This window comes from Chryseobacterium tructae (assembly GCF_030409875.1).
In the GTDB taxonomy this organism is placed as follows: Bacteria; Bacteroidota; Bacteroidia; order Flavobacteriales; family Weeksellaceae; genus Chryseobacterium; species Chryseobacterium tructae.
This window is the reverse complement of sequence record NZ_JAUFQR010000001.1, coordinates 4,148,451-4,171,809: the sequence shown is the minus strand read 5'-3', so window position 1 is coordinate 4,171,809 and position 23,359 is coordinate 4,148,451. Positions and strand designations below refer to the sequence as shown.

Below are 23,359 nucleotides of genomic sequence, written 5' to 3'. Positions count from 1 at the left end.
ATTTTTACCCTTGTTTTATAGGTTCTATTCCTATTTTTCTTCGTAAATTCGGGCAAAATTTTGATTATGACAAAAAAGATACTTTTATCCGTATTTCTTTTGCCGGCTGCAATGGCATTTGCACAACAATATGGAGGAATGTGGATTCCTACAGAACTGAATGAAAAGGAAATGAAGGATTTGGGAATGAAGATTTCCGCAAAGGACATTTTCAACACTCAGAAGCCGAGCATAAAAGATGCAGTTGTACAGTTTAACGGTGGATGTACCGCAGAAATTATCTCTCCTAAGGGATTATTACTGACTAACCACCACTGTGGATTTGGACAAATTCAAGCACATTCTACAGTTCAGAACGACCTTCTTTCCAATGGTTTCTGGGCTAAAAATATGAATGGAGAACTTCCAAATCCAGGAGTAAAAGTAGATTTTATCGTAGATATAAAAGATGTTAGCTTCCAGATTCTAGAAGGAACAGATCATCTTACTGAACCTGAGCTTACCAAGAAGATCAATAACAATATTGAGGTTTACAAAAATTCTCAAAAAATTGAATCTTACCAATCGATTATGATTAAGCCAATGTACTATGGAAACAAGTACTATGCTTATACAATCGAAACGTATAAAGATATCCGTCTTGTTGGAGCACCACCTCAAAGCATTGGTAAATTCGGAAGTGATACCGATAACTGGGTTGGCCTAGACATACCGGAGATTTCTCTATGTTCAGAATTTATGCAGACAAAGACAACAAGCCTGCAGAATATTCAAAAGACAACGTTCCTTACGTACCGAAACATTATTTACCTGTTTCTATCAAGGACAAGAATGAAAATGATTTCACATTTGTATTCGGATTCCCGGGAAGAACTACAGAATATCTTCCTTCAGTTGCCGTAGAGAAAATCATGAAGGATATTGATCCTGCAAGAATTGCTGTACGTGATGTTGCATTAAAAACATTGGACGAAAAAATGCGTGTAGATAACGAAACACGTATTAAATATGCTTCCAAATATGCTTCTGTAGCCAATTACTGGAAAAAATGGATTGGTGAAGTAGAAGGATTAAAGAAATCCAACGCTGTTGAGAAAAAAGTAATGTATGAAGGATCTTTAGTGGCTAAAAATCCTGAAGTTAAAACTACTTTAGACCAGTTGAACAAACTCTACAATGAACAAGCTCCTTACGCTCTGAATAATGCCTATTATACAGAAGTGGTAAGAAATGCTGAGACTTTGAAGCTAGCAGGAGATTACTATGACTTCGTATCTACTGTAGAAGCTGGAAGAATGGATGATAAAGAGCTTACCAAGCTAAAAACAAAACTGACTTCATTCTATAAAGATTACAGTGCAGAACTTGATGCTAAAGTAACAGCAAAGCTATTGGCTTTATATACCAATAAAACAGCTCCACAGTTTTTACCGGCAGGATTCAACAAATATAAAGATGAGAATGCCAACATTCCTGTAGTAGAAGATATGTCTAAAAACTCTATCATTACAGGAAGAACAGCTGTAAACGGAGGTACATTAACTGCAGATATTGATAAGGCTTTTTCTAATCAGGATAAGTTGATTAAAACTTTGAAAAAAGATCCTATCTATCAGCTTTATGTTTCTATGAAGGAGACTTACATGAAAACGGCAGATCCACAGTATACTACGCTTCAGGCAAAAATTGATGCCTTACAGAAGAAGTTTATGGCGCAGCAGATGGAAACGGATAAAGACAGAAAATTCTTCCCGGATGCTAACTCTACTCTTCGTGTAACGTATGGTAAAATCAAAGGATCTACTCCAAGAGATGCTGTTTCTTATGGATACCAGACTCACCTTGCAGGAGTAATGGAGAAATATGTTCCTGGAGATTACGAATTTGACGTTCCTAAAAAATTGATCGAGCTTTACAACAAGAAAGATTTTGGAATGTATAAAGATAAAACAGGTGACGTTCCTGTAGGATTTACAGCAACCAACCATACAACAGGTGGAAACTCAGGAAGCCCAACTCTTGATGCCAACGGAAATCTGATTGGTCTTAACTTCGACAGACAGTGGGAGGGAACTATGAGTGATATTAACTTCGATCCACGTTTCAGTAGAAACATTATGGTGGATACAAAATATATACTGTTCATCGTTGAGAAATTTGCAGATGCTAAATGGCTTGTTGATGAAATGAAAGTGATAAAATAATTTTAAAAGTTATACCTTTAAAGAATCTATTTGAATTTATTTTGAATAGATTCTTTTTTATTTTAGGATGAAAGACAGTCTCATTAATCTATTTACTGCTTTTGAAACAGATCATCTCGGGAAGTCTTTTCCGCTGAATTACTGTTTACCTGTCTATCACTGTGTTTCCGATGAGAATCTTTCACATATTAAACATGTGATCCAGTATAAAAATACCCGACAGTTTGAAGAAGATCTTGAAGGTATTTCAAAACATTTTCAATGGGTAAACTGGGCAGAATTCAAAGACTTTACTGCCGGGAACTTCAAGCCTAAGAAAAAAATAGCCCTTCTTACATTTGATGATGGTTTCAGTGAATTTTATGATATTGTTGCTCCTATATTGGAACGCAAAGGAATTTATGCCTGTAATTTTATAAATCCGGCTTTCATTGATAATAAGGAGCTCATGTTCAGATGCAAAGCCAGTCTTCTTATAGAGACTATTGAAAATAAGAAAGATATTAATCCCCAGTTATATGATATTTTATCTCTTGACAGAAGTATTACAAAGAACACTTTAAAAAACGAAATTTTAAAAGTTACCTATCAGAAAAAGGAGATTCTTGATCAGCTCGCTGAAAAGCTTGAATTGGATTTTAAATCCTATTTAAAAGAACATAGACCTTATTTAAGCGGAGAGGAATTGAAAAACTTGACGGATAGAGGCTTTGGAATATCTTCTCATAGTTGGGATCATCCAAAATTTGGAACATTATCTCTGGAACAACAGATGGATTCTATCCATAAAACCTTTGCTTACCTAAAAGAAAATGATTTCCTGTATGAAAGTTTTGCCTTTCCTTTCACTGATTTTGGAGTGAAAAATGCCTTCTTTGAAGAACTTTTTAAAAACAAAGAAATGTATTGCACCTTTGGAACTGCAGGCATTAAACTGGACAGTGTGAAAAGAAATTTCCAAAGAATTCCGATGGAAACGGGTGAAAACGCAGAAAGAATCCTGAAAAAAGAAATCGCTTATTTCAATTTGAAAAAGCTGATCAATAAAAATACCATTGTGAGAAAATGATAGAGCTGAAGACATTTAATAGAAAAGAACTGGAGGATTTTGTGTCGTCTGGTGAATTCAGTAAGTATGATTTTCTCCCTATTACAGCACATCGGGCGATCTCGCAGATTAATAATCCCAAAGCATCGGATGATCAGACACTTCTTATTTTAGCTTTCTTTGAGGGAAAACTGGCAGGATATGTTGGATGTTTTCCTGATTATTTTATTGTAGAGGGAAAGAAAGTACACTACGCCTGGTTGAGCACGCTCTATATCAATCCTGTGTTTCAAAAGAAAAGACCAGCGAAAAAACTATTGAAGAAAGTTTTTGAAGAATACAATGGTCAAATTGCTATAACAGAATTTACCAAAGAGGCTGAAGCTTTATACATCATTATGGGTGTTTTTGATTATGCATTTCCTAAAGAAGGGAAGAGGTATTATTTCAGAACAGATGCTACAGAAATCATTCCTGAGAAAAAGCCAAAAGCAAGAATAGGGAAACCTCTTTTTTATGCTTTGGATACAATAGCGAACTCTTTAATCTCAATAAAGAACCTGGGTATAAAAAAGCCAAATTTCAAATATGAAATCCTTGACCATGCAGATGCAGAAAGTATAGATTTTGTAGCTGGATTTTCAGAAAATCGGAATGCAGAGGAAATCAATACCTTTATAGATCATCCCTGGATTTTGGAAGGTAAAAAAGATGAAAAGTATTATTTTTCAAGCTTTGCTGAGGTCTTCATGTACTTTTGGGTAAAAATTTATAATGATAACGATGAACTTACAGCTTGTCTCCTGCTTCAGATTCGGGACGGCTACCTTAAAATACCTTACCTTTTTTCAAATAATGATTACGATAGAATCGTACGGTTTTTAAGTTATTTCATCATTGAACATAAAATAAAAGGGCTTACTTGCTATCATCCTCAGCTGAATGAAGCCATATCTCACTCTAGTGGATTTCCGAAGATTTATGAACGGGACTCCAAGCGGGAGTATCTTTTTCATAAAGAATTAGTAAAAAACCTTCCTGAAACCTTCAATCCTTATTTCCAGGACGGAGATGGTGATTGCATGATGACCTAAAGAAATTAGAAACGATTTTAGAATTATAAAATGAAAACCGCTCAATATAAGTATTGAGCGGCTTTTTTATGTTTAATGTCCGAAAATATCCTTTAGACTTACTTCTGTAAAAGTTCCCATTTTACTTACAGCTTCCATATCCAGATTCTCTTTTTTTCCAATAATGGCTGTATTAAAATCTACGGATTGAATCTCCGATTGATAAAAATGCCTGATATCGTCAAACTTCAGTGCTTGGATCTGTTCAAAAACATCCTTTCTGTAATCATGATAGATGCCCAGTCTTTTTAACCTTAACGTGTTGAAAAATATATTATTTCTCGTAATTCTGGTAGACGCAATCTGTTTTAAAGCTGCATTTTTAGCATTTTCAAACTGAGTGGTAACCTCAGGGAGCTCACTCATCAGCTCATTCATCGTATCAACAGCGATCATCAATTTATCCGGTTGAGTTCCGATATAGGTAGTAATGTAATCAGGGTGCCCCAATTCAGCATTGGCAGAATATGAAACATAGGCAGAATAGGCAAGACTTTTACTCTCACGAATTTCCTGGAACACAATAGAAGATAATCCTCGTCCAAAATATTCATTAAAGACATTCATCTTTCCAAAATTAGCAGGATTTACCTTATTTCCCCTTCCAACTTTGCTCATTTCCATTTGAACCATGTCATAATTGATAAAATAGACATGTCCTCCGGTGGCAGGTTCCGGATATAGCTTTGGTTCAGGAATCTGAAGGCTTTCAGTTTCAGTGTATTCCCCAATATATCCTTTGAATGCTTCAAAATCTTTCCCATAAAAGAAAATCTGATAAGGATATTTGAAGAGCTGTTTCATGCGGTCTGTAAATATTTCAGGCGTACTGCTTTCAAGCTCTTCTTTAGAGATGATGTCCGTGAAACGTGAAGTGCTTCCCAATTTAGTATAAGTAGTCAGCGCAGTCATGATACGGTTTTTATCTTTTTTGATGGCCTGACGGTTTTCCAGAACAGTTCCTACAAATTGATTGTAGATTTCCTGATCCGGTTGTACACGGTACATCCATTGTTGCAGAAGTGAAATTCCCTTTTCAATATTTTCTTCCAATCCGCTCAGAGTGATTAATAGCTGATTATTGGATGTTTTAAAATCATTACTAATTCCAATTTTGAAGAATTCCATTTTCAGATCCTCAGGAGAAAGACTATCCGTACCTAAATATTGAAGCAGCTGAGTTGAAATACCAAGATCCCTGTCATTATCACTTCCAAATGGGAAAATAAAATGAACCTGAGCAATATCGTTGTACTTATTTTTTACAAAACTTACTTTCTTCCCTTTGATCTCATCCGTAGCAATCTCCTTTTGATAATCGATGAATTCGGGCTTGATATCTTCCGTTTTTTCAGATAATATTTCCTTTAAAAATTCAGATTGTTCCTCACGGTTGATCTTTATCGGAGTAATTCCCGGATTCTCAACCCTGATCAGTTGATCATTAACCCCTTTTTCTTTGTTAATCACAACATAGTTATCCTTAAAGAAGCTATTGGCAAAACTGATAACATCTTCCTTCGTGAATTTGGCATATTCATCCATCTCATTCAGTTCCTGATCCCAGCTTATTCCTTTTATATAAATATCATATAGAGTAGTAGCAAGACCCTCTGCCGTTTCAAGACCCTTCATTCTTTGAAGTTTGAAATCATTGATGATGGCCGGAAGCATCCAGTCAGGAAAGTCTCCTTTCTTGATAAGTTCTATCTCATTCAGAACCATATCTGTTGCTTCCTTTAAGGTTTGAGTCTCCTTTGGAACCGCAACAATAGAAAAATAACCATATTGTTTCAACCCTACGGAGAAAGCTTGAGCCCACAGCATTTTTTGCGTCTGGTTGATATGGAGATCCAATAAGCCAGCTTCGCCTCTGTTACTCAGAATATTCACAACAACATCGGCAAGCATTGCTTCCCTTGTTCCATAGCTATCCGTTCTCCAGGCCAATTGAACCCGCGGAGTAGTAGGACTTTTCACTGTTTTTTCAACAATTTCGGTAATAGGCTGTTCAACAATCGGAGTCTTTTTCGGAAGCTCTCTATAAGGAAGAGTCCCAAAATACTGATCTATCAATTGAATAGTTTCTTCAAAATCAAGATCTCCAACCAATACCATAGCGTAATTATTGGGAACATAATACTCGTCAAAATATTTATGAATAGCCTTCATAGAAGGATTTTTCAAATGTTCGGGTCTTCCCAGTGTGGTTTGCTGCCCGTTAGGATGAGTGGGGAAAAGAGCGGCCATCAATTCATAGTTCACCAGCCTCGAATCATTATCCTGAGCTCTGTTGAACTCCTCATACACCGATTCTAGTTCCGTATGGAAAAGACGAAGAACCATTTCAGAAAATCTTTCCTTTTCTATTTTTAACCATTTTTCCAGTTCGTTATTCGGAATATTGTTTTTATAAACTGTTTCATCAAACCAGGTATGGGCATTAGTTCCCGTAGCTCCTAAAGAAGAAATCGCTTTATCATATTCATTCGCAATAGCATACTGGCTGGCTTCCTGAGAAATATCGTCTATTTTTTTATAGATTTCTTTTTTCTTTTCCGGATCTTGCTCAGCTTTATGATCCTCATAAAGAGCGGAGATTTGATCAAGAAGTTCTTTTTCTTTTTCCCAGTTTTGAGTTCCTAATCTCGAAGTCCCTTTAAACATCATGTGCTCAAGATAATGAGCCAATCCCGTATTATCTGCAGGATCATTATTACTTCCTGTTTTTACCGGAATAAAAGTTTGTATTCTGGGTGCATCAAAGTTTTGGGCAAGGAAACCTTTAGTCCGTTCTTTAATGTATAGATTCTTACTTTATTCTTATCGTGGGTTAGGGTAATATATTCGTAATGGTTTGGATCTGTATGAACCGTTTCTTTATATCTTCTGTCTATCATATATGAATTCATTTCATCCTCTTTATAGTAAGAATGTAATACAAATGTAAGCAATCAAAAAAAAATGCTCCCGATTTTTATGACTATTACATCTATGATTATAGTTGAAAACCTATATAACAAGAAAAAAATACATCATATACGTATTTTTTTCATGGTTGATTTTTATGAATTAAGCTTTATTAGAGTAAAACCAGCATTCACAAACCTGATATTTTGATGGAAGCTCTTTTTATTTTCCTACCAATACAGAGTAGAAAGATAGTTTTATTTTTCTTCATTCAGAAGAGGAGTAAAGAAAGACATGAAATCCTTTTCCAAGTCCTTAGCCATAGAAACAGAACCGTATACATTCAGATGCGATCTATTATAATACATTAAAGTATCCTTATAAAAAGGAGCTGTTTTAAATACCTTGCTTTTTGAAAGATCATAGAAATAGATATTCTTGTTATCTGCTACCAGTTTTTTGAGAGCAGCTTTATTTTTTTCATTTACTGTGACTATAAACTTTCTTGAAGTTCTTTTAATATAGTCTCTGTTTACCTTTATAGGATCACGATCAACGCTAGGAAAGGTTTCAAAGACAATGAGCTTCTGATCAGGTTTTAGACCATGAGCTAATTTTTCTACAGCCTGATAAATTGATGGTGGACTGATAAACGTAGAACAATTAATCATAATTATTTTACTCTGGCTAATGTTTTCTTCTGTAAAAGGGGCAAGCTGTTGGGCTGCATCATAGAATTTCATCCCATAAGAAGGAATTTCGCTACGTTTTATCCCATCAAGAGCCATAATCCCGTCAGTAGTGATAGTAGTAAAGGAAAAATGGTTCTTTTCACCAATATAATGTAAAAAAGGTTTGATAGTAAGAGCATGGCTGTCTCCTATCAATAGTATTTTAGGGTTTTTAGCACTCTTATCGCCAAAGAACTCGGTCTTTTTCTGATTATGAGAACCTACACCGAATGAAGGAGAGGTGTAGATATCCGGAATTTTATAGAACTCCGCAACTTTAGGAAGGAATATGGTAAGAAGTACCAGGAAGACAGAGCCGGAAACTGCATATCGCAAAAACACGGGATTACTTTTCTTTCTAAAATAATTTTCAATAAAACGATAAGAAAACCAGGCCAGAAGAAGAGTGAAAACACAGACGAAAATAATCTCATTGGTAGTAAGGGTGTATTCATCATTATAATACCGGATATATGCAATAAAAGGCCAGTGCCACAAATAAAGAGAATAAGAAAGCTCCCCAATATAGCTGGGAATCTTTTTAGCAAAAAAATCAGAAATAAAATTGCTGCCTGTAACCAGTAGATTGGCGGTAGCAAGAGTTGGAATTAAAGCTGCTACGCCAGGAAATGGAGTATTTTTATCAATCAGAATCGCAGATAGAATTAATATACTCAAGCTCAGTGCTGCTATGATATTATTATTTGCTCTGCTGAAATTGATTTTATTTTTTAAAGTAAGACTATATAATGAACCAATTAAAAATTCAGGAATTCGAGCAGGAAGTGAAAAATACCTAACCGACGTATCATGGCTGATATACATTGAAATATTCGCATAAACTGTTAAAGCAACAATAAGAAGGATAATAACAGCCGGCAGAAACTTTCTTTTGATGAATATAAGAATCAAGGGCAACACAAGATAGAACTGCATTTCAACAGCAAGCGACCATGTATGTAGAAACGGATTATCCTCTAGTCTAGCCCCAAAATATGAATCTCCCCTGGCAAATAGTACGTTCGAAACAAATAAAAATGATGCTGCTACAGACTTTTGAAACCCCCAGAAATCCCTGTCCAGATATATAAAAAAACCGGCAGAAGCTACAATGATGAGGAGAAATAGATACGCCGGAAATATTCTTTTTAGACGCTTCAGATAAAAATTATAAAAACTGAAATCAGACTTTTCCTTTTCTCCCATAATAATAGAAGTCATAAGGAATCCTGAAATGACAAAGAAAATATCTACCCCGATAAAACCACCGGGCAGCCAATGATAATGTAAATGAAAAATAAAAACTAATAAGAAAGCAAGACCTCTTATCCCTTGTATATCATTTCTGAACTGCATTCGATGATTTTTAGTTACGTTGGCAAAAGTAATAAAAATGTATTGAGTGAGGAGCTATTTCCCGCTATCCGCTCATACTCCTCGCGCGAACCTTTCCCATGCTAATGCCATCCACTCTCCAACTCATGCTGTGGGGTAACCGCTTTTATGGTAAGTTTACATTACTTAAAATACTTGAGTAAATTAGTGTAAAAATTAAACCTAAAGAGTAAAAGCAGCAGGATTAAGGCAGACGCTTCTCAGATACTAGATATCGCCCCTGATTTTATCCCCCTGCTGCTGTTTTCTTCTAAATCCGGATAGAACATTGTTTGGTAATAACTTTTACCATGATGGATCAGAAGAAAACCTCTTTAATAAAGTCATTGCTTATGTCAAAAATATCAAAAAAAGTTATCGGTGTTGATGTTGGCGCTAAATTTTTAACGCTAAGCTTTATTAATGAACAAAATCAAGAATGTGTTTTCAATATAGAAAATAACCAGCGTTCGATTCTTTCTTTTATAAGAAAAATATCATCCCAAGAGTATAGCCTTGTTATTGAAGCAACCGGGAATTTCAGCAGCCGTATTCTTCATTTATCCTTGAGCCATGGATTAGAAGTAAGTCTGATCAATTGTATGTCTGTAAAGCATTTTGCAAGAATGAAAAATATAATCAGTAAAACAGATGCGGAAGATGCCAGATTAATCAGGCTTTATGGAGAGATGTTCAGCCCCGCTCTTTATGTACCCAAAAGTATGGAGATAGAATATCTGGATCAGGAGATCAAACTTCTGACTGATCTCGAAGAGGAGAAGCGACGTTATGCTGCAAGGCTTAAAGCATTACGCTACCATTCACAAATTAATCCAGATACTGAGAAGCATTATGAAAGAAAGCTTAAGCATTTGGATAAAGAAATCAAAGAAGTAGAAAAGCGCCTTCCCCAACTTCAGGATAAAGACTTTAAGAAAACTAAAGAACTTATACAGTCCGTTTCCGGAATTGGAGAAAAAACCTCTTTACAATTGATGACGGCTACTTCAGGATTTAAAAATTTTAATTCAGCACAATCATTAGTTAAGTATTTTGGTTTAGCTCCTAGAATATATCAATCTGGAAAAAAATCGTATTCTCCTGGAAAATGTCGCACTTCCAAGACTCATATACGAAGTTTATTGTATGTGTGTTCATGGACGGCGATTAAACACAATCCCCATTGTAAAGAACTTTATTTAAGGTTGTTAGCTAAAGGAAAACCTAAAAAAAGTAGCACTCATCGCTGTATGCAATAAACTTTTTAAGAATATGCTTTGGAGTAGTTAAAAAAACAAAGTCCCTTATAATTCTGATTATATAAAAAAGATAAAAATTTTTAACTTAAATAATTTGCAAATTAACATAGAACATCGGGGGCTAGGGTAGGGGACATAAGTATAAATGACGAGCAATAGGTAATAGGTAATAAGTAATGCTTGTTGACGTGATGTGTAATACTTGACATGTAATATATATTGAATGATTTTATTCAATATAATAACTAGAAAATATTGTACAGGATCATAGTATCTTCTTATAAATACATGTTAAGCTTGGTCTATTTGAGTGGGCTTTAGCCCACTCAAATAAATAAATAAATAAATAAACAAGTCCTTTTCCTTTGGCTTTAGCCCAAACCTATTTCAAAATGATTCTGAAAACCTACCTTTATAGTATATATGTATAAATTTATTACTCCCATTTGTATGTGATAACGCCCATCTCCCTATAATTCCACTACTCCCAAACCCTCTCATTGTAATTTCCAAACAAATGTTTAAAATTTTTCTCTCAAGGTATCAGGGGGTTAGAAGTAAAATGTTACACAGATATGAATTTTATGTTAAATAAGTTTGTTTTGCGTGGTAATAAGTTGTTATCTTTGCCCCACTGAAAAACGAAAGAGATTCGGTAAGCGCAGAAGGGCTTTTAGATAAGCAAAAACAATATGATACTTGATAAGATATAAGCGAAAAAGCTTTATAAGTTTTAGTAAATAAAACTTGTGAGATAAAATAAAGTTAGTATCTTTGCAGTCCCAATTAAGGGAGCGCAGGAGTATAGAGATTGAGGTTAAGGGAGGAATTAAGGTTACTTAAAAAAACTTTAAAAATTTTTCTTTCGAAAACATTTGGTCATTACGAAATAAAGTTTTTACTTTTTGCACTCGCAAATACGGAGCGACACTGACAGAAAGATTGCTTCGTTACAAAGCGAAAGAAGAAAAGATCATTGACATACAATATAACAACCAAGTAAGGAAAAACTAAAGCGTTAAAAAACTTTGAGTGAGTCAGACAAACATACAATGGAGAGTTTGATCCTGGCTCAGGATGAACGCTAGCGGGAGGCCTAACACATGCAAGCCGAGCGGTATTTGTTCTTCGGAACAGAGAGAGCGGCGTACGGGTGCGGAACACGTGTGCAACCTGCCTTTATCTGGGGGATAGCCTTTCGAAAGGAAGATTAATACCCCATAATATATTGAATGGCATCATTCGATATTGAAAACTCCGGTGGATAGAGATGGGCACGCGCAAGATTAGATAGTTGGTGAGGTAACGGCTCACCAAGTCTGCGATCTTTAGGGGGGCCTGAGAGGGTGATCCCCCCCACACTGGTACTGAGACACGGACCAGACTCCTACGGGAGGCAGCAGTGAGGAATATTGGACAATGGGTGAGAGCCTGATCCAGCCATCCCGCGTGAAGGACGACGGCCCTATGGGTTGTAAACTTCTTTTGTATAGGGATAAACCTACTCTCGTGAGAGTAGCTGAAGGTACTATACGAATAAGCACCGGCTAACTCCGTGCCAGCAGCCGCGGTAATACGGAGGGTGCAAGCGTTATCCGGATTTATTGGGTTTTAAAAGGGTCCGTAGGCGGATCTGTAAGTCAGTGGTGAAATCTCACAGCTTAACTGTGAAACTGCCATTGATACTGCAGGTCTTGAGTGTTATTGAAGTAGCTGGAATAAGTAGTGTAGCGGTGAAATGCATAGATATTACTTAGAACACCAATTGCGAAGGCAGGTTACTAAGCAACAACTGACGCTGATGGACGAAAGCGTGGGGAGCGAACAGGATTAGATACCCTGGTAGTCCACGCCGTAAACGATGCTAACTCGTTTTTGGGGCTTCGGCTTCAGAGACTAAGCGAAAGTGATAAGTTAGCCACCTGGGGAGTACGAACGCAAGTTTGAAACTCAAAGGAATTGACGGGGGCCCGCACAAGCGGTGGATTATGTGGTTTAATTCGATGATACGCGAGGAACCTTACCAAGGCTTAAATGGGAAATGACAGGTTTAGAAATAGACTTTTCTTCGGACATTTTTCAAGGTGCTGCATGGTTGTCGTCAGCTCGTGCCGTGAGGTGTTAGGTTAAGTCCTGCAACGAGCGCAACCCCTGTCACTAGTTGCCATCATTAAGTTGGGGGACTCTAGTGAGACTGCCTACGCAAGTAGAGAGGAAGGTGGGGATGACGTCAAATCATCACGGCCCTTACGCCTTGGGCCACACACGTAATACAATGGCCAGTACAGAGGGCAGCTACACAGCGATGTGATGCAAATCTCGAAAGCTGGTCTCAGTTCGGATTGGAGTCTGCAACTCGACTCTATGAAGCTGGAATCGCTAGTAATCGCGCATCAGCCATGGCGCGGTGAATACGTTCCCGGGCCTTGTACACACCGCCCGTCAAGCCATGGAAGTCTGGGGGTACCTGAAGTCGGTGACCGTAATAGGAGCTGCCTAGGGTAAAACAGGTAACTAGGGCTAAGTCGTAACAAGGTAGCCGTACCGGAAGGTGCGGCTGGAACATCTCATTTTAGAGCGTCTTTTAGACGATAAACAAAATTAGTATCGAGAGATACAAGTACTTATTCAAAGTAAAGCTTTAGTTTTTTGTTTGGTTGATTTATATTAAAAATACAAAACCCACTAGAAATTAGTAAAGGGATTGAGAGAGACAAAGAAGATAAAAAGCAGAGAGAGAAAGACGAAGAAATTAGTCTATTATCTATCAGTCTATCATCTTTACGTCTAATAGACAGTCTCGTAGCTCAGCTGGTTAGAGCGCTACACTGATAATGTAGAGGTCGGCAGTTCGAGCCTGCCCGAGACTACTAATTAAAGGGATTTAAAGATTGAAGAATTTAAAGATTTAAAAATTAGCAGCGTTTAATTTTTTTAAATGATAAAAATCATTAAATATTTAAATCTTGACCTAGAGGGGGAATTAGCTCAGCTGGCTAGAGCGCCTGCCTTGCACGCAGGAGGTCAAGGGTTCGACTCCCTTATTCTCCACATATAGATGGTTTAATATTAAATAAGCAGATAGAGCCAAAAACAATATTTGCGAATTAGATCAGAAATAGCATAACGATCATTGACATTAACGGTAAAGACATCACAAAGAGATAACCGAGCACTTTCGAGTGCGAAGTTTACAAAAATATTGATAATTTAAATTATCTAGAAAAATACTGAACTAATAATAATATTAGGAAAGAAATCGTTAAGGGCGTATGGCGGATGCCTAGGCTTTCAGAGGCGACGAAGGACGTGGTAAGCTGCGAAAAGCTGCGGGGATTGGCACACACGAATTGATCCGCAGATGTCCGAATGGGGCAACCCGGCATGTTGAAGACATGTCACTCCGCAAGGAGAGCAAACCCGGAGAACTGAAACATCTAAGTACCCGGAGGAAAAGAAATCGAAGAGATTCCGTAAGTAGTGGCGAGCGAAAGCGGATTAGCCCAAAAAGTCTTTATATATTTAGAAGAACGTTCTGGAAAGAACGGCCATAGACGGTGATAGCCCGGTATTCGAAAGGTATATTAAGATGATAAATGAGTATGGCGGGACACGTGAAATCCTGTCTGAATATGGGGGGACCATCCTCCAAGGCTAAATACTCCTGAAAGACCGATAGTGAACAAGTACTGTGAAGGAAAGGTGAAAAAGCACTTCGAATAGAAGGGTGAAATAGAACCTGAAAACCGTACGCCTACAAGCGGTCGGAGCAGCATTAAGCTGTGACGGCGTGCCTTTTTGCATAATGAGCCTACGAGTTAATTTTACTAGCGAGGTTAAGGTATTAAGTACCGGAGCCGGAGCGAAAGCGAGTCTGAATAGGGCGTATAGTTAGTAGGATTAGACGCGAAACCTTGTGATCTACCCATGGGCAGGTTGAAGCTCTGGTAACACAGAGTGGAGGACCGAACCGGTTGACGTTGAAAAGTCTTCGGATGACCTGTGGGTAGGGGTGAAAGGCCAATCAAACTGGGAGATAGCTCGTACTCTCCGAAATGCATTTAGGTGCAGCGTCGTATATAAGTTTATTAGAGGTAGAGCTACTGATTGGATGCGGGGGTTTCATCGCCTACCAATTCCTGACAAACTCCGAATGCTAATAAATGTTCTACGGCAGTGAGGGCATGGGTGCTAAGGTCCATGTCCGAGAGGGAAAGAACCCAGACCAACAGCTAAGGTCCCAAAATATATGTTAAGTTGAAGCAACGCGGTTGGACTGCATTGACAGCTAGGATGTTGGCTTGGAAGCAGCCATTCATTTAAAGAGTGCGTAACAGCTCACTAGTCGAGCGGTCCGGCATGGATAATAATCGGGCATAAACATATTACCGAAGCTATGGATTTGTATTTTAGATACATCTGGTAGGAGAGCATTCTATTTGCGCCGAAGCAGTACTGTGAGGTATTGTGGAGCGGATAGAAAAAGAAAAATGTAGGCATAAGTAACGATAAAGGGGGGCGAGAAAACCCCCCTCACCGAAAGACTAAGGTTTCCTCAGCCATGCTAATCAGCTGAGGGTTAGTCGGGACCTAACGCGAACCCGAAAGGGGTAGTGGATGGACAATGGGTTAATATTCCCATACTTGCTCACACTAAAAAAAGGGGGACGGAGTGCCGTACTTACTGGAGACTGACGGAATAGTCAAGGCCTAGCCTTCGGGCGAAGCTGCTGTAGGGAAAAGTGCTTCCAAGAAAAAGCCGAAGTGAAGCAACCCGTACCAAAAACCGACACAGGTAGTCGAGGAGAGAATCCTAAGGTGCTAGAGTGAATCATGGTTAAGGAACTAGGCAAAAATAGTCTCGTAACTTCGGGAGAAGAGACGCCATCAGCAATGGTGGCCGCAGTAAAGAGGCCCAGGCGACTGTTTATCAAAAAAACACAGGACTCTGCAAAAATCGAAAGATGCAGTATAGGGTCTGACACCTGCCCGGTGCTGGAAGGTTAAGGAAGGTGCTTAGGGTTAAAACCGAAGGCATTGACTGAAGCCCCAGTAAACGGCGGCCGTAACTATAACGGTCCTAAGGTAGCGAAATTCCTTGTCGGGTAAGTTCCGACCTGCACGAATGGTGTAACGATCTGGGCACTGTCTCAACCATGAGCTCTGTGAAATTGTAGTATCGGTGAAGATGCCGATTACCCGCAATGGGACGAAAAGACCCTGTGAACCTTTACTATAACTTCGTATTGACTTTGAGTAAGTAATGTGTAGGATAGGTGGGAGGCTATGAAGTGGGCACGCTAGTGTCTGTGGAGCCGACGTTGAAATACCACCCTTTACTTACTTGGAGCCTAACTTCTTTTAGAAGGACATTGCGTGGTGGGTAGTTTGACTGGGGTGGTCGCCTCCAAAAGAGTAACGGAGGCTTTCAAAGGTACCCTCAGCACGCTTGGTAACCGTGCGTAGAGTGTAATGGCATAAGGGTGCTTGACTGTGAGACCAACAAGTCGATCAGGTGCGAAAGCAGGACATAGTGATCCGGTGGTTCCGTATGGAAGGGCCATCGCTCATAGGATAAAAGGTACTCCGGGGATAACAGGCTAGTCTCCCCCCAAGAGCTCACATCGACGGGGAGGTTCGGCACCTCGATGTCGGCTCGTCACATCCTGGGGCTGGAGAAGGTCCCAAGGGTTGGGCTGTTCGCCCATTAAAGTGGCACGCGAGCTGGGTTCAGAACGTCGTGAGACAGTTCGGTCTCTATCTATTGCGGGCGTTAGATGTTTGAGAGGGCTTGATTCTAGTACGAGAGGACCGAATTGAACAAACCTCTGGTGTATCAGTTGTACCGCCAGGTGCACTGCTGAGTAGCTACGTTTGGAAGAGATAAGCACTGAAAGCATATAAGTGCGAAACTCGCCTCAAGATGAGACATCTTTTAAGGGTCGTGGGAGATGACCACGTTGATAGGCTATAGGTGTAAAGACAGTAATGTCATAGCCGAGTAGTACTAATTACCCGTAGATTTATAGCCTGATATGGCCGCTCGAAAGTGCAGCAAGGTTAGCTCTTTGTGAAAGTTTTTATCGCTTAAAACAGATATCAGAGATTAGATCTCAGATATCAGACAAATTCGTCTGAGATCTGATGTCTTGCATCTGACATCTTATATACAACCTTTAGGGTGGTTTTAGCGGTGGGGCTCACCTGTTCCCATTCCGAACACAGAAGTTAAGCCCACCAGCGCCGATGGTACTGCTAACGCGGGAGAGTAGGCCGCCGCCAGTTTTTATTTTATTTTTAAAAATCCTTTATCGCAAGATAAAGGATTTTTTTTGTTATATACCTTACCTCTGTAATCCCCCACAATAAGTAATACGTACTCATTAACCAATAATAAACAGTGAGCAATCCGAAGCTTAGTTCCTCGTTCCTGATTCTTGATTCTCATCCTCATCCTGCTACTTGCTCTTCATGGAAGTCTTTACTCTTTGTTCTTTATTCTTTATTCTTGTTTCTCACTAATATTTCCTGGTATCACTGTATACTTAGCCCTATTCCTCCTCGTTATTTAGGTTTTGGCTAAAGCCTTTTGGAATTGTTATTAATGATAAAGCGGGCTAAAGCCCACTTCTATTGAATGAATGTTGCATAGATAGATAGATAGATAGATAGATAGATAGATAGATAGATAGATAGATAGATAGATAGATAGATAGATAGATAGATAGATAGATAGATAGATAGATAGATAGATAGATAGATAGATAGATAGATAGATAGATAGATAGGTCTAACTCTAGATCCCTACGGGATGACAAGGTGGTGAATAGGTAACAAAGAGTTTTATTACCACAATTCCGAATTGCTTATTATTACTTATCATAAAGTGTTCCTATTCAATTTACAGATCAATATCAATATTCATCAATTCTTTATCATTCATTTTTAAAAACTATTTTCTCCCTATTCTCTCATTTCCTCGAATAAAATCAATAAGTTTGTATCAGTTTTCCAAAAAGAATTATAATGTCAGGAAACATTCTGATCATCGATGATGAGATCAAGCTCCTTAAGTTATTAGGAATGATCCTTTCCCAAGAGAATTTTAATGTAAAAGAAGCTTCAACAGCACGATCTGCTATGACAATGTTGGAGCAGTATGATTTTGATGTTGTGTTGAGCGATGTCCGGCTTCCTGATGCCTTTGGGGTAGAACTGGTAAAATCTATTAAAACAAAATACCCACATTTGGAAATTATTCTAATGACTGCCTTCGGAAATATTACCGACGCTGTACAGGCGATGAAGAATGGGGCGTATGATTATCTGGTGAAAGGTGATGACAATGAAAAAATAATTCCTTTGGTATATAAAGCTCTTGATAAGGTAAAGGACAATAGAACGAGAACAGTTCAACCAACTAGCTTATTAAAAGGTTTTGAGCGTATTATCGGTAATTCTCCTTTGATTTTACATGCTAAGAAATTAGCAGAAAAGGTAGCATTAACAGATGCAGCTGTGCTTTTAACGGGAGAAACAGGGACTGGAAAAGAAGTCTTTGCTAATGCGATTCATGAGGGAAGTGAAAGAAAGAAAAATAACTTTGTAGCCATTAACTGTTCTGCTTTTAGTAAAGAGATCTTGGAAAGTGAGCTTTTCGGGCATAAGCAAGGATCTTTTACAGGGGCTCTAAAAGATAAGAAAGGATTGATTGAAGAAGCCAATGACGGAACTTTATTCTTGGATGAAATAGGTGAAATGCCCATTGAGCTTCAAGCAAAGCTGCTTAGGGTTTTGGAAACCGGAGAATTTATCAAAATGGGTGAAACCAAAGTTTCTAAATCTGATTTTAGGTTGATTGCTGCCACCAATAGAAATCTGGAAGAAGAAATAAAGCAGGGAAATTTCAGAGAAGATCTGTATTTCAGATTGAATGTTTTCGAAATTACACTTCCTTCCTTAAGAGACAGAAAAGAGGATTTAAAAATGCTTACTAAGAATTTTATTGATTTATTCTCCCATAAATTACATTTATCATCCATTCAGATAAACCCGGATTATTACAAAATGTTGGAGAAAAATGACTGGAAAGGAAATATCAGAGAATTAAGAAATGCTATAGAAAGAAGCCTTATCTTAATGAATGATAATATCCTGGATGCAGAAAGCCTTCCGCACTATGCAGATAAGACGGTTCAGGAAAGTGATTCTCTAAGTATGCGTTCATTGGAAAAAATTCATATCCAAAAAGTCTTACAGTATACAAAAGGTAATAAGGCAGAAGCGGCCAGGCTCCTTGAAATTGGAATTGCCACGCTGTATCGCAAACTCGAAGAATACGGATTAAAATAAATATTTTATCATTTTAATAAAGAGCCTATCATTTTGATAGGCTTTTCTGTTTTTATAGAGCTTTTGTTTTTGGGTTAATATGTTGTTTACCAGCTTTTTAAATTATTTATTTCCAAATTGGACTTTCTTTTGGCATATAGTCATTGAATAAAATATTTAAAAATGACAATTTCAAGAAAAACGTTTAAAAAACGGGAGCATTCCACTTTTAGTTTGCTGATTGTATCGTATGTATTGTTGACTCTTTTAACCTTAATAATAAAGATATGATGCTTATAAGTTTAATTCTGCTCTTTGCAGTATTGTTCGGGCTTTTATATAAATCAGTTGAATTTTTTGATAGAATATAAAATTATGTGGAGTTTATTTTTTCTTTCAATACTTGCCTTTGTGTATATCTGTTATGTTTTAATGAAACCTGAAAAATTTTAGAGATCATGAATACAGAAATTTTAGGCATCATAGCAATGTTTGCTATCACATTAGTTATCGGAATATTTTTAGGTAAATATATTGCTAATGTCTATGGATACAAAAAAACTTTTCTTGATCCGGTTTTTAACCCCATTGAAAAGTTAATTTATAAAATATCGGGAATTAATCCCCATCGTCAGATGACCTGGAAACAGAATATGTATGCCATGCTGACTATAAATCTGGTTTGGTTTGTTATAGGATTTATCCTTCTCCTAACTCAGGCCTGGCTACCATTAAATCCTGACGGAAACCCAAATATGTCTCCAGATCTGGCTTTTAATACAACCATTTCATTTTTAGTAAATTGTAATCTTCAGCACTACTCAGGAGAAACAGGAGTAAGCTACTTGAGCCAGCTTTATCTGATGTTTTTACAGTTTGTAACGGCTGCAACAGGAATGGCTGCCATGGCGGTTCTTTTTAAAGCTTTTAAAGAAAAAACGGCTACAGAACTTGGTAATTTTTATGATTATTTTACCAAATCAATGATCAGAATCTTACTTCCAATCAGTGTAGTAGTTGCATTAATTCTTTCTATCAACGGAAGTCCGATGACTTTTGAGGGTAAAGATCATATTACAACATTAGAAGGTCAGAAAATTGATGTTTCCAGAGGCCCTGTAGCTGCTTTTGTAGCGATCAAACACTTGGGAACCAATGGAGGTGGTTTTTTTGGAGCTAATTCTGCTCATCCTCTTGAAAACCCTAATTATACGACAAATATGACAGAGATGGTCACTCAAATGATCATTCCTTTTGCATTGGTTTTTGCACTTGGATTCTATTTAAATAAAAGAAAACTGTCATGGGTTATTTTCACGGTAATGACGATTGGCTTTCTGGCTCTTGCTGTTCCCAATATTGTGAATGAAACAGGAGGTAATCCTTTGATTACAAAAATGGGTGCTGATAGCAGTATTGGTGCTATGGAAGGTAAAGAAATTCGTTTTGGAAGCGCTGCATCAGGATATTGGAGTATTGCCACAACAGTAATTTCTACAGGTTCGGTAAACTCAATGCATGATAGTACGATGCCTCTTTCAGGGATGAATGAACTTCTTGCCATGATGATCAATTGTTTTTATGGTGGTTGTGGAGTAGGGATTCTGAATTATTTTATCTTCATCATTCTCGCTGTATTCATTAGTGGGTTAATGGTAGGAAGAACGCCGGAATTCATGGGAAAAAAGATAGAGGCCAAGGAAATGAAGATTGCAATGATTGTAGCCTTATTCCATCCATTCTTAATTCTTGTGGGAACTGCTTTAACGGCTTATATGCCAGAATTAGGTGCCAAAACCTTAAATAATCCTGGATTTCATGGATTTAGTGAAATGCTATACGAGTTTACTTCTTCATCGGCTAATAACGGATCAGGATTTGAAGGATTGGGAGATAATACACCATGGTGGAATATTTCAACAGGGATCGTACTGCTATTATCAAGGTTTATCCCCATCATTGGCCCTGTAGCCATTGCAGGTTTATTGGCTCAGAAAAAGTTTATCCCGGAAAGCTCAGGAACACTGAAGACAGATACGGCAACCTTTGGTTTTATGACCCTGGCGGTCATCTTACTTATCGCAGCTTTGTCATTCTTCCCGGCACTTACTTTGGGGCCTATTGCAGAGCAAATACAGTATTTCTCTAAATAAATTGTGAACATTAAAAATTAAAATCAATATTCAACCATTAAGGAAATCGAATAGTTTAGGGAACTAGTCTAAAACTTACCGAAACGTTCACTCATAATATTATCCATTCCTACTCCTTATAACTGGTTTACCTTGATGGTTATTATTGATTTAATGATATAAACTCTTTCAAGAAAATGAAAAATCAATCACAAACATTGTTTCAAAAAGATTTAGTCAACGAAGCGATAAAACAGTCTTTCGTAAAATTGAATCCGAAAATTATGTTTAAAAATCCAGTGATGTTCCTGGTGGAGATCGGAACAGTGGTCATGTTTATCGTAAGCATGTTCAGTTTAGCTGGTGATAAGACTCAGGGAAGCTTCTCTTATAATTTCTTGGTATTCATCATCCTGTTTTTTACAGTGTTGTTTGCCAATTTTGCAGAAGCTATTGCAGAAGCCAGAGGAAAAGCTCAGGCTGATACTTTGAGAAAAACTCGTGAAGAAACTCCTGCTAAACTAGTTACTGATAATAAACCTGGATTTCAGATAGAAACCAGCTTAAAAATGTCAGCCGAAATGAAACTCGGTGATATCTTTCTTTGTGAAGCCGGAGATCAGATTCCGATGGATGGAGAGATCATTGAAGGATTAGCCACCATTGATGAATCGGCTATTACAGGAGAAAGTGCACCTGTAATCCGTGAAGCAGGCGGAGATAAAAGTTCGGTAACAGGAGGTACCAAAGTACTTTCAGACAGAATTAAAGTAAAAGTGACCACCAAACCGGGAGAATCTTTCCTGGATAAAATGATTGCTCTTGTAGAAGGCGCTTCAAGACAAAAAACACCTAACGAAATCGCATTAACCATATTATTAGCTGGATTTACTTTAACTTTTATCATTGTAACTCTCACTTTAAAGCCTTTTGCAGACTATGCACAGACTCCCATTACCATTGCAGCATTTATTTCCCTTTTTGTTTGTCTTATTCCAACGACAATTGGTGGGCTTCTTTCAGCCATCGGAATTGCAGGAATGGATAGAGCGCTGAGAGCAAATGTCATCACGAAAAGTGGAAAAGCTGTAGAAACAGCAGGGGATATTGATGTATTGTTACTTGATAAAACCGGAACAATTACCATCGGAAACCGTAAAGCTACTCAATTTCATCCTGCAGATGGAATTAAGCTTGAGGACTTTATTAAAGCCTCTGCATTGAGCTCTGTAGCTGATGAAACACCGGAAGGTAAATCTATTATTGAATTGAGTAATCTCAAATCCGAAGACTTACTGGTTCCTAATCCAACGTATATCGACTTTACTGCTGAAACCAGAACTTCAGGAATTGATTTTGAAGAAACAAGAATCAGAAAAGGGGCTTACGACACGATAAAAAAACTGACTGAAAAAGCCGGGAATCTTTTCCCACAGGAAACGCAGGATGCCGTTACCAAAATTTCTGAAAATGGAGGAACTCCTCTGGTCGTTGCCGTTAATGAAAAAGTATGGGGAGTTATCGAGCTTCAGGATATTATCAAAACAGGCATCCAGGAACGATTCCAAAGACTGAGAAAGATGGGCGTGAAAACGGTCATGGTAACCGGAGATAATCCTTTAACCGCTAAGTTCATCGCCGAAAAAGCTGGGGTAGACGATTTTATTGCCGAAGCCAAGCCTGAAGATAAAATGAACTACATCAAAAAAGAACAGCAGGAAGGAAAATTGGTAGCCATGATGGGAGATGGTACAAATGATGCCCCGGCACTGGCACAAGCTGATGTAGGGGTAGCAATGAACAGTGGTACTCAGGCAGCAAAGAAGCAGGAAACATGGTAGACCTTGATAATGACCCTACCAAACTGATTGAAATTGTAGAGATTGGGAAACAGTTGCTAATGACCCGTGGAACATTAACGACTTTTAGTATTGCCAATGATGTTGCGAAGTATTTTGCCATTATTCCAGCGCTCTTTATCACCTTTATTCCATCCCTTCAGAAGTTGAATATCATGAATCTTCACAGCCCGGAAACAGCCATTTTATCAGCGGTTATTTTCAATGCAGTGATTATTCCTTTCCTTATTCCATTAGCTTTAAAAGGAGTGGCCTATAAACCAATTGGTGCGAGTGCACTACTGAGAAGAAACCTTTTGATCTATGGCTTAGGAGGGGTGATAGTTCCATTCATCGGAATTAAGATCATTGACTTACTGATTAGTTTATTCTATTAAA

General features: G+C 37.9%; 6 protein-coding genes, 2 tRNA genes, 3 rRNA genes and 3 pseudogenes. 12 read left to right on the top strand and 2 right to left on the bottom strand.

All coding sequences use genetic code 11. The annotated features are described in order from the left end of the window. Positions 1–72 precede the first annotated feature (72 nt). The 3 genes and pseudogenes from QWZ06_RS20635 to QWZ06_RS20625 all read left to right on the top strand — a co-directional run. Positions 73–2,204: pseudogene (locus tag QWZ06_RS20635) on the top strand (S46 family peptidase); the annotation flags it as partial. A 67-nt stretch (positions 2,205–2,271) separates the two neighbouring features. Then, a complete protein-coding gene (locus QWZ06_RS20630) occupies positions 2,272–3,273 on the top strand; it encodes a polysaccharide deacetylase family protein (RefSeq protein WP_290300896.1) in 1,002 nt (333 codons plus the stop codon). Then, positions 3,270–4,346, top strand: coding sequence for a GNAT family N-acetyltransferase (locus tag QWZ06_RS20625; RefSeq protein ID WP_290300895.1), 1,077 nt, complete (start codon positions 3,270–3,272; stop codon positions 4,344–4,346). Before QWZ06_RS20630 ends, QWZ06_RS20625 begins: the two co-directional genes overlap by 4 nt. Positions 4,347–4,418: 72 nt before the next feature. Here QWZ06_RS20625 and QWZ06_RS20620 read toward each other — a convergent pair. Together QWZ06_RS20620 and QWZ06_RS20615 are read right to left on the bottom strand one after the other, a co-directional pair. Continuing rightward, positions 4,419–7,285 (bottom strand): annotated as a pseudogene (locus tag QWZ06_RS20620) (M16 family metallopeptidase). Positions 7,286–7,552: 267 nt separating this feature from the next. Beyond that, complete coding sequence (locus QWZ06_RS20615; protein WP_290300894.1) at positions 7,553–9,382, bottom strand: acyltransferase family protein; 1,830 nt, start codon at positions 9,380–9,382, stop codon at positions 7,553–7,555. A 371-nt stretch (positions 9,383–9,753) separates the two neighbouring features. Between QWZ06_RS20615 and QWZ06_RS20610 the strand changes: the two genes are divergently transcribed. From QWZ06_RS20610 to kdpB, 9 genes and pseudogenes are all read left to right on the top strand, one after another. Then, entirely contained in the window at positions 9,754–10,659 is a 906-nt protein-coding gene (locus QWZ06_RS20610) for a transposase (protein ID WP_290300893.1), read from the top strand. A gap of 1,049 nt (positions 10,660–11,708) precedes the next feature. Then, a 16S ribosomal RNA gene (locus QWZ06_RS20605) occupies positions 11,709–13,232 on the top strand. A gap of 223 nt (positions 13,233–13,455) precedes the next feature. Further along, positions 13,456–13,529 (top strand) — tRNA-Ile (locus tag QWZ06_RS20600). Positions 13,530–13,636: 107 nt separating this feature from the next. Further along, a tRNA-Ala gene (locus tag QWZ06_RS20595) sits at positions 13,637–13,710 on the top strand. 201 nt (positions 13,711–13,911) lie between these two features. Further along, positions 13,912–16,690, top strand: a 23S ribosomal RNA gene (locus QWZ06_RS20590). Positions 16,691–16,836: 146 nt separating this feature from the next. Further along, a 5S ribosomal RNA gene (rrf, locus tag QWZ06_RS20585) occupies positions 16,837–16,944 on the top strand. The 16S, 23S and 5S rRNA genes sit together here with 2 tRNA genes alongside, the layout of an rRNA operon. A gap of 741 nt (positions 16,945–17,685) precedes the next feature. Then, positions 17,686–19,011: a sigma-54-dependent transcriptional regulator gene (locus QWZ06_RS20580; protein ID WP_290300892.1), complete on the top strand. Its 1,326-nt coding sequence runs from the start codon at positions 17,686–17,688 to the stop codon at positions 19,009–19,011. A 437-nt stretch (positions 19,012–19,448) separates the two neighbouring features. After that, positions 19,449–21,143: a potassium-transporting ATPase subunit KdpA gene (gene kdpA / locus QWZ06_RS20575; RefSeq protein WP_290300891.1), complete on the top strand. Its 1,695-nt coding sequence runs from the start codon at positions 19,449–19,451 to the stop codon at positions 21,141–21,143. 176 nt (positions 21,144–21,319) lie between these two features. Next, positions 21,320–23,358, top strand: a pseudogene (gene kdpB / locus QWZ06_RS20570) (potassium-transporting ATPase subunit KdpB). The last annotated feature ends 1 nt before the right edge of the window (position 23,359 follow it).

What these genes read in the sequence shown, in the direction of transcription:
- QWZ06_RS20630 (WP_290300896.1), top strand. Translation starts at nt 2,272, where the DNA reads ATGAAAGACAGTCTCATTAATCTATTTACTGCTTTTGAAACAGATCAT.
- QWZ06_RS20625 (WP_290300895.1), top strand. Translation starts at nt 3,270, where the DNA reads ATGATAGAGCTGAAGACATTTAATAGAAAAGAACTGGAGGATTTTGTG.
- QWZ06_RS20615 (WP_290300894.1), bottom strand. Translation starts at nt 9,382, where the DNA reads ATGCAGTTCAGAAATGATATACAAGGGATAAGAGGTCTTGCTTTCTTA.
- QWZ06_RS20610 (WP_290300893.1), top strand. Translation starts at nt 9,754, where the DNA reads ATGTCAAAAATATCAAAAAAAGTTATCGGTGTTGATGTTGGCGCTAAA.
- QWZ06_RS20580 (WP_290300892.1), top strand. Translation starts at nt 17,686, where the DNA reads ATGTCAGGAAACATTCTGATCATCGATGATGAGATCAAGCTCCTTAAG.
- kdpA (WP_290300891.1), top strand. Translation starts at nt 19,449, where the DNA reads ATGAATACAGAAATTTTAGGCATCATAGCAATGTTTGCTATCACATTA.